Origin of the sequence: Nonomuraea guangzhouensis (assembly GCF_019396345.1) — a bacterium.
Classification (GTDB): Bacteria; Actinomycetota; Actinomycetes; order Streptosporangiales; family Streptosporangiaceae; genus Nonomuraea; species Nonomuraea guangzhouensis.
Map to the genome: position 1 here is coordinate 240364 of NZ_JAHKRM010000022.1, position 7699 is coordinate 248062.

The following is a 7699-nucleotide window of genomic DNA, read 5'->3' on the forward strand; positions in this document are numbered from 1 at the left end:
GGGATGACGATCAAGGTGCTGGTCGCGGACGATCATGCGGCCGTCAGGGCGGGGCTGGTGCTGATTCTCGGTGGGGCGCCGGACATCGAAGTCGTCGGGGAGGCCGCCGACGGTGAGCAGGCGGTGGAGTTGGCTCGCGAGACCCGGCCCGACGTGGTGTTGATGGATGTGCGGATGCCGAAGCTCGACGGCATCTCGGCGACCAGGGAGCTCGCCGGGGTGGCCGACGTGTTGATTTTGACGACGTTCGATGTGGATGAGTATGTGTTCGGGGCGTTGCGGGCTGGGGCGGCGGGGTTTCTGGTGAAGAACACCGACGCGGATTCGCTGATCGCGGCGGTGCGGCTGGTGGCCAGGGGTGATGGGCTGATCTCGCCCACGGTCACGCGGCGGTTGATCGCGGCCTTCGCCGAGCAGCCGGTACGCAAGGAGCAGCAGGTGGAGGGGTTGACGCCGCGCGAGCAGGAGGTGCTGGCCTGCGTCGGGCGCGGGCTGTCCAATGCCGAGATCGCCAGGGAGCTCGACATGGCTGAGGCGACCACGAAGACGCATGTGAGCCGGGTGTTGAACAAGCTGGGTCTCAAAAGCCGGGTGCAAGCGGCGATTTATTACTCGGAAGGCCCCCGCTAGTCTGAAGGTCGTGACCATGCCATCGCCGCCCCCGCCTCCTCAGCCACCGCGGCCGACGGGCTTGATCGTTGGCTTGGCGTTCGCCGGGGCCTTTGGCTACTGGGTCCTCAATGTGATCGTCGGACTGATCGCCTTGAGCGCGGAGTCGGCGGTCGCGATCGGGGTGGGCGCGGGGTTCCTGGCTGTGGTCGGGCTCGGTGCGGGGATCGTGCTCGTGGTGCTGCGTAAGCCGTGGACGCTGGGGGTGGGGCTGGGGTTGATGATCGGATGGGCGCTCGCCTCGATCGTCACGGCCGGCTACTGCACGGGGCTGAATCCAGGCATGTACGCATGACCGCACCGCCACCGGATGGCCCCGGCGAGGGGGCGCCACCACTCGGAGGAAACGCCCCGACGCTGGAGGATGGAAGTGACGGAGGGTCGCCCGAGCAAACCGGCAAGTCCAGCGGCAAGTCGATCGGGCTGATCATCGGGCTGGCGTTCGCCGGTCTGGTCGCCTACAGCATCGTCAACGCCATCCTGGGCATCCTGATCTTCATCAGCACCCTCGACCAGAACGGCCCGAACCACCCCATCATCATCTCCTGCACGATCTTCCTCGCCCTCCTCGGCCTGGCCGCCGGAGCGGGTCTCCAGTTCCTGCGCAGACCATGGGCCACCGGCCTGGGCCTGGGGTTCCTGATCGGCTGGGCGCTGTGGTCGATCCTGTCCGCCGGGATCTGCACCGGCATCAGCCCGGACCTGTACACCTGACATGCCCTTCCACGAGACACCTGACATGCCCCTCCACGAGATCTTCGTCGGCCTGGGGGTGCTGGTCGCGTCCGTGGTCTTCGTGCACGAGGCCCGCCGCCGCGGCGCGCTGAACGAGCAGTCGCTGGTGGCCGTGACCGGTGCCCTGGTCGGCGGCGCGATCGGGATGCGACTGGCAGGCTGGCTGGAGACGCTGAACCTGTCCGACCTCTGGCTGTACGGCTCACGGAGCATCCTCGGCGGCTTGACCGGCGCCTACCTAGGCGTACTGATCGCCAAGAGGATCATCGGCTACAAACAGCGCACCGGCGACCTGTTCGCCCCGGCGGTGGCGCTGGGCATGGCGGTCGGCCGGATCGGCTGCCATCTGACCGAGGCGCCGGGCCGGCCGACCGAGCTGCCCTGGGGCGTACACGCTCCCCCGACGACACCCGAGTGCCCCGGCTGCCTGACCGGCCAGGCCATGCACCCGTCGTTCATCTACGAGATCATCTTTCAGCTGGCCGTGTTCGCCGCGTTGCTCTGGGCGCGGAGGCGGCTCACTGAGCCGGGTGAGCTGTTCACGCTGTACCTGGCCGCGTACGCCGTCTTCCGCTTCCTCGTCGAGTTCACCCGCGCCAACGAGACCGGGTGGCTCGATCTCACCAGGCCGCAGTGGTTCCTGATCCCTGGCCTGCTACTGCTCGCCCTGAGACTGCGGTACGGCTGGCGGCGCGGCCACTACGATCCCCTCTTCAAGCGGAAAGTCATGACATGAGCACCGGAATGGGTCTGCGGGGTGACCGCATCCTCAGGTACGTCAACGCGTTCTGTCCCCACTGCCACGGCCAGGACCTGGAGCGGGTCGAACGGCTGAGCGGCTACCTGACCGTCCGCGACGAGCGGGTCTGGCTGGAGCGCGGCTGCCGCGAACACGGCCTCATCAGAACTCTCTACGACGAAGACCCAGAAATCCTGACATATCTCGAGGAATGGACCGCCCCTACAAAGCACCACATGCCGGATATTTCCGGCAACTTCCAGCCGGTCCCCGCCGCCTATCTCCAAGGGCTGCCCGAGATGCAGACCCAGCACACCTGCATCCTGCTCGAAGACATCGCCGAAGCCTGCAACCTACGCTGCCCCACCTGCTTCGCCGACAGCTCCCCCGACCTGACCGGCATCGTTCCCATCACCGACATCCTGGCGAACGTCGACCAGCGCCTGGCCCGCGAGAACGGCCGACTCGACGTCCTCATGCTGAGCGGCGGCGAGCCCACCCTCCACCCCGAGCTGGCCCAGCTGCTCACCGAGCTCCACCAGCGCCCCGTCACCCGCATCCTGATCAACACCAACGGCGTCCTCATCGCCAGGGACGACGCCCTGCTCGACCTCCTCACCGAGCACCGCGAACGGGTGGAGGTCTACCTCCAGTACGACGGCAGCTCGGCCGAGGCGTCCAAACACCACCGGGGCGGCGACCTGCGGCACCTCAAGGCGCAGGCCGTACAACGGCTGTCGGAGCGGGAGATCTTCACCACGTTGGTGATGACCGCCGCGCTCGGCGTCAACGACGGGGAGATCGGCGACGTCGTACGGCTGGCGCTCGACACGCCGTTCGTCGGCGGTGTGTCGTTGCAGCCGCAGTTCGGCTCCGGCAGATCTGGACCGATCGACCCGATGAACCGCCTCACCCACACCGGCGTGCTCAAGCGGCTCGGCCCGCAGACCGACGGCCTGGTGACCTGGCGCGACCTCACCGCGCTGCCCTGCTCCCACCCGCACTGCTGCTCGGTCGGCTACCTGATCCGCGACGACGCGCAGCAGTGGCGTTCACTGGTCGCGCTGATCGGCCACGACCGGCTCAAGGCGAACCTGGGTCTGGTCTCCAACCGCATCGCCGACACCGAGATCCCCCGCGAGCTGCGGCTGGCCGTACAGGAATCGCTGCTCGGACTGCTGTCGGAGCAGTCGTCGCTGTCACACCCGCAGATCGGCGACCTGTGGCGGGACATCTGCGCGAACTGCGACCTCGGCGTGTCCACGCTGCTCACGCTGGCCTCTTCGGCGCTGCCCGGCCGGCGCAAGAGGCTCCGCAAGCTGCTCGGTGAGCGGGTGGTGCGGGTGACGGTAAAGCCGTTCATGGACATCTCGACCATGATCGAGGAGCGGCTCACGCAGTGCTGCGTGCACGTCGGCACCCGGGCCGAGCAGGACCAGTGCGCGCCGTTCTGTGCGGTTCAGGCGTGGCCCCAGCTCTCGGGACAACGACTGTCGGCGGTCGCCACAACCCAGCTCAAGGTGATCAGGTGAAGGATCCGCTCCGGTTGTGCGTGTACGCGACCGTCGCGCTGCTGGCCTGGCTGCTGGGGCCGTGGGCGGTGCTGGGGTTCGCGGTCCTCGGGTTCGCCGGGTACTGGAGGGCGCGCCGGGCCGGGCTGACCCAGAGCAAGTGCGTGCTCAAGGACACCCGGCTCGTACTGGCCTATCTCGGGCTGCTGGCGCTCGTCGCGGCGGCGGCGATCATCAATTCCCTGCGGTGAACCCGTCGGGGATGTACAGGCTGAGCGTCTCGGCGATGCAGGCCGGGCGCCTCTCGCCCTCGATCTCGATCGTCATCTTCAGGTTGGACAGGTAGCCGGCTGGCGTGCCCTTGACGTCGCTCAGCTCGCCCAGCGCCCTGACCCGCGCGCCTACCGGCACCGGCCTGGGGAAACGTACCTTGTTCAGGCCGTAGTTGACGCCCATCTGGATGCCCTCGACGCGCACCAGCTCGAACATGAACGAGGGCAGCAGCGACAGGCTGAGGTAGCCATGCGCGATCGGGCCGCCGAACGGCCCTTCCTTGGCCCGCTCCACGTCGACGTGGATCCACTGGTGGTCGTCGGTCGCGTCGGCGAAAAGATTGACCTGCTCCTGAGTGATCGTGCGCCACTCGGTCGGGCCGAACTTCTCGCCGACGGCCGCCTTGAGTTCCTGTACGTTCGCGAAGGTCCGCATGGCTCCGAACGCTATTGCGCGGGCGGGACGGCTGCCAAGTTGAGCACCCAGTACTTGTCAGGGTTCACCCCCGTCGTGGTGCCCCAGTAGAGGACCGTGCTGGGCTCCGACAAGCTGTTGATGCGGATCCAGACACCGGGCCGCTTGATGCGCGCTACCTTGCCGGTGTTCAGGTCGAAGACGTTCTCGCCTGATGGCAGGAAGCGATCGAGGACGGGGTACGGCCTGGGCCCCCCGATGAATCCACGATCCGGGATCTTGACGAATCCGGTCCCGTTGAGGCGCTGAACGAAAGCAGTGCCACCCTGGCGGCCACGGCACCAGACCCGCCCGCATCGCAAGCCTTTCATCCCATCCTTGATCACAGTCTTGGTGACGGTCCCATCGGCCAAGTTTACGATCTTGGACTGGTTGCGGTCAGCTTCGATGAACACGTTGCCGGCATCTCCCGCCCACGGCCACCTGATCAGGTGCAACCCATCGGTCTCAGGCACGCGATGGGGAGCACCGCCGGTGAACGACTTGCGGTACACGCCGCCCTTCCCCATCGACCAGACGATGCTCTTACCGTCCGTCCCGACGGCGTCGATGTCCGCGGCGGCGCCGGTCAACGTGACGGCCCGCTTGGCCTTGCCGCCGGCCAGCGGGGCCCACCAGAGCTCGCCGGCCAAGGCCCCGTCCTTACGCCCGCTGGTGTACCAGACGACATTCGTGCCATCGGTCGAGACGGCCGCCTGGAAGGGCTGCTTCAGCCCCGGAGTCGTCGGGATCTCTGTCACCACCCGGGACTTCCCGATCTTGGTGTCGTACACCTCGATCTTGCCGGCCTTCTCGGGGGAGGGCCCCGCGCCGAGCAGCACCTCGGTGGCGTTGATGGCGATGATCGGCTGGTAAGGCCAGCCGTCGGCGTTCTTCGCGGGCATCTGGAAGAGCGCCTGCGGCCAGAGCTTCTCGACCGGCGTTCCCGTGGCCTGGGTCTGCGGTCTCGGACTCGGAGTCACGGTGATGGTTTTCTTAGGCTGGGGCGTGGCCGTGGCCTCGGTCCGCGGTCTCGGAGTCAAGGTTATGGTCTTCTCGGGCTGGGGCCTGGTCGTGGTCGACGCGGCGGCCGCCTCTTCTCCGCCCCCGCTGGAGAAGGTCCCCCGGGTGACGACCGTACTCGTGCTCACCACCGCGACCACCGCGACCGCCGCGAGCAGTTGCGCGCGCCGTCTGGTCCGCCGCCGCCTGCGCTCGCCGACCCCGGCGATCAGGTCGAGGTCGGGAGCCTGGTTCGCCGCATCGCGCAGCGCGCCGCTCAGTTCGTTCTCTGTCCTCATGCTCGTCCCCTTTCCAGCACAGCGGGCCGGACCCGGAGCGTGGCGAGCGCCCGGTACACCTGGCTGCGCACAGTTCCCCGTGAGATGCCGAGGATCGCGGCGATCTCCTCATCCGGCAGGTCCTCGTAGTAGCGCAGGACCAGCACAACCCGCTGCTTCCTGGGCAGCGTCGCGAGCTCCTTCCAGAGCTCGCCGAAGGAATGCGTGTCGTGGTAGATGCCTTCGGGGACCTCGTCGGTCAGGTGCTCCCTGCGTCGCCTGCGCCACCAGCTGACGTGCTGGCGGGCCATGGTCGTGCGTACGTACGCCTCAGGGCTGTCCTTGTTGCGGACCCGGCTCCAGTTGTCGCTCAGCTTGAGCAGCGACTCCTGGACCAGATCCGCGGCGTCCTCGGCGTTGCCGGTGAGCACGTAGCCGTATCTGATCAGGGCCGAACCCCTGGCTCGGACGAATTCCTCGAACTCCACATCACCGGGACGCATGAGCCGCCCGCTCTGTTGCAAAGATCTTTACTCGAAACCATCGCGCACGTGTTCGAGTGCGCGCTACAGTTCTCGGTACCGACTCGAACAAGGGTTCGGCCTGGTGGGAGGGGGTGTGTCCGATGACGATACTGGCGACGGCCCCTGCTCGGACACGCCGTAGCGCTTTCTTCCCAAATCTAAGACGGCCGCTATATCCCGCAATAAAGTCCGAGAGCGTGGACCCCGTGCGCAATCCTTACGCCCCCGGAGCCGGACAGCGTCCGCCGGAGCTCGCCGGGCGCGACCGCGAGCTGCAGCAGTTCGAGGTCGTGCTGGAGCGGGTGGCCCGCGGCCGTCCCGAGCGCAGCATGGTCGTCACCGGCCTGCGCGGCGTCGGTAAGACCGTGCTCCTCAACACGTTCAAGTCCATGGCGATGCAGCGACTGTGGGGCACGGGCAAGATCGAGGCCCGGCCCGACCAGTCGATCCGCCGTCCCGTCTCGGCCGCGCTGCACATGGCGATCCGTGAGCTGGCGCCCCGGCATCGCGCGCCGGAGCGCATCGAGCAGTTCCTGGGCGTGCTCAAGGCGTTCGCGATGCGCGACCCGGCCGCCGCCAAGGGCACCTCGCACTGGTCGCCCGGGATCGAGGTGCCGGCCAGCCGGGGCCGCGCCGACTCCGGCGATCTCGAGATCGACCTCACCGAGCTGTTCGTCGACGCCGCGAGCGTGGCCACCGATCTGGGCGTCGGCATCGCGCTGTTCATCGACGAGATGCAGGACGTGCAGCCCGCCGACGTCTCGGCGCTCTGCGCCGCCTGCCACGAGCTGTCGCAGTCCGGCGGGCCGCTGATCGTGGTCGGCGCTGGCCTGCCCCACCTGCCGAGCGTGCTGTCGGCCAGCAAGAGCTACTCCGAGCGGCTCTTCCGCTACGCCCGCATCGACAAGCTCGACCGCGACGCGGCCGACCTCGCGCTGATGCTGCCGGCGCGGGAGGAAGAGGTCGAGTTCACGCAGGACGCCCTCGACGCCCTTTACGAGGCGGCCGACGGTTATCCCTACTTCGTCCAGGCGTACGGGAAGGTCGCCTGGGATCTGGCGCCGCGCAGCCCGATCACCCTCGACGACGTCAAGGTGTCCGCGCCCGAGGCCGAGGAGGAGCTCGCGGTGGGCTTCTTCGGCAGCCGCTACGAGCGGGCCACCCCGGCGGAGCGCGACTACATGCACGCCATGGCGCAGATCGGCGACGAGCCGGTCGCCACCGCCGACGTGGCCGACGCGCTGGGGCGCAAGCCGTCCAGCCTGTCACCCGCCCGCGACAGCCTCATCAAGAAGGGGCTCATCTACAGCGCTGAGCGCGGTCTGATCGCGTTCACCGTGCCGCATTTCGGGAGGTTCCTGCGTGCTCAACCGATCTAGGCGACACCCCTAGTGTCATGCGCCTGAAATTCGCCGGATAAGTTTCTATTCTTGTGGGCATGGCGCATTCGGGACCGCTGGCGTTGGAGATCCATCTGACCGAAGTCGAGCGAGCTCGGCTGGTCGGCATGTCGGC

The 7699-nt window shown here is 67.8% G+C and carries 10 protein-coding genes; 7 read left to right on the forward strand and 3 right to left on the reverse strand.

The window, feature by feature from the left end:
• The first annotated feature begins 3 nt into the window (after positions 1 to 3).
• The 6 genes from KME78_RS39565 to KME78_RS39590 all read left to right on the forward strand — a co-directional run bounded on the left by KME78_RS39565 (position 4) and on the right by KME78_RS39590 (position 3905).
• The gene (locus tag KME78_RS39565) at positions 4 to 630 is read left to right on the forward strand and encodes a response regulator (protein ID WP_219534605.1); all 627 of its coding nucleotides are present in this window, start codon (positions 4 to 6) and stop codon (positions 628 to 630) included.
• Positions 631 to 742: 112 nt separating this feature from the next.
• Positions 743 to 964, forward strand: a complete 222-nt coding sequence (locus tag KME78_RS39570) for a hypothetical protein (protein WP_219534606.1) — start codon at positions 743 to 745, stop codon at positions 962 to 964.
• Positions 961 to 1383 carry a hypothetical protein gene (locus KME78_RS39575; RefSeq protein WP_219534607.1) on the forward strand — a complete coding sequence of 141 codons (423 nt, stop codon included), beginning with the start codon at positions 961 to 963 and terminating at the stop codon, positions 1381 to 1383. Before KME78_RS39570 ends, KME78_RS39575 begins: the two co-directional genes overlap by 4 nt.
• 25 nt (positions 1384 to 1408) lie before the next feature.
• On the forward strand, positions 1409 to 2140 hold the full coding sequence (locus tag KME78_RS39580) for a prolipoprotein diacylglyceryl transferase (protein WP_219534608.1): 732 nt from the start codon (positions 1409 to 1411) through the stop codon (positions 2138 to 2140).
• Positions 2137 to 3675, forward strand: a complete 1539-nt coding sequence (locus KME78_RS39585; protein ID WP_246652846.1) for a radical SAM protein — start codon at positions 2137 to 2139, stop codon at positions 3673 to 3675. Before KME78_RS39580 ends, KME78_RS39585 begins: the two co-directional genes overlap by 4 nt.
• On the forward strand, positions 3672 to 3905 hold the full coding sequence (locus tag KME78_RS39590; RefSeq protein ID WP_219534609.1) for a hypothetical protein: 234 nt from the start codon (positions 3672 to 3674) through the stop codon (positions 3903 to 3905). Before KME78_RS39585 ends, KME78_RS39590 begins: the two co-directional genes overlap by 4 nt.
• On the opposite strand, the gene KME78_RS39595 is transcribed toward KME78_RS39590, so the two are convergent.
• From KME78_RS39595 to KME78_RS39605, 3 genes are read right to left on the reverse strand one after another with little or no spacing between them, the layout of a single operon-like run.
• Positions 3889 to 4362, reverse strand: coding sequence for a MaoC family dehydratase (locus KME78_RS39595; protein ID WP_219534610.1), 474 nt, complete (start codon positions 4360 to 4362; stop codon positions 3889 to 3891). The two genes, KME78_RS39590 and KME78_RS39595, sit on opposite strands and share 17 nt — an antisense overlap.
• 11 nt (positions 4363 to 4373) lie before the next feature.
• A complete protein-coding gene (locus tag KME78_RS39600) occupies positions 4374 to 5681 on the reverse strand; it encodes a hypothetical protein (protein ID WP_219534611.1) in 1308 nt (435 codons plus the stop codon).
• The gene (locus tag KME78_RS39605; protein ID WP_219534612.1) at positions 5678 to 6163 is read right to left on the reverse strand and encodes a SigE family RNA polymerase sigma factor; all 486 of its coding nucleotides are present in this window, start codon (positions 6161 to 6163) and stop codon (positions 5678 to 5680) included. The genes KME78_RS39600 and KME78_RS39605 overlap by 4 nt, the downstream gene beginning before the upstream one ends.
• A 227-nt stretch (positions 6164 to 6390) precedes the next feature.
• Between KME78_RS39605 and KME78_RS39610 the strand changes: the two genes are divergently transcribed.
• Complete coding sequence (locus KME78_RS39610) at positions 6391 to 7563, forward strand: DUF8462 domain-containing protein (RefSeq protein ID WP_443687877.1); 1173 nt, start codon at positions 6391 to 6393, stop codon at positions 7561 to 7563.
• Positions 7564 to 7699 lie beyond the last annotated feature (136 nt).

What these genes read in the sequence shown, in the direction of transcription:
- KME78_RS39565 (WP_219534605.1), top strand. Translation starts at nt 4, where the DNA reads ATGACGATCAAGGTGCTGGTCGCGGACGATCATGCGGCCGTCAGGGCG.
- KME78_RS39575 (WP_219534607.1), top strand. Translation starts at nt 961, where the DNA reads ATGACCGCACCGCCACCGGATGGCCCCGGCGAGGGGGCGCCACCACTC.
- KME78_RS39580 (WP_219534608.1), top strand. Translation starts at nt 1,409, where the DNA reads ATGCCCCTCCACGAGATCTTCGTCGGCCTGGGGGTGCTGGTCGCGTCC.
- KME78_RS39585 (WP_246652846.1), top strand. Translation starts at nt 2,137, where the DNA reads ATGAGCACCGGAATGGGTCTGCGGGGTGACCGCATCCTCAGGTACGTC.
- KME78_RS39595 (WP_219534610.1), bottom strand. Translation starts at nt 4,362, where the DNA reads ATGCGGACCTTCGCGAACGTACAGGAACTCAAGGCGGCCGTCGGCGAG.
- KME78_RS39600 (WP_219534611.1), bottom strand. Translation starts at nt 5,681, where the DNA reads ATGAGGACAGAGAACGAACTGAGCGGCGCGCTGCGCGATGCGGCGAAC.
- KME78_RS39605 (WP_219534612.1), bottom strand. Translation starts at nt 6,163, where the DNA reads ATGCGTCCCGGTGATGTGGAGTTCGAGGAATTCGTCCGAGCCAGGGGT.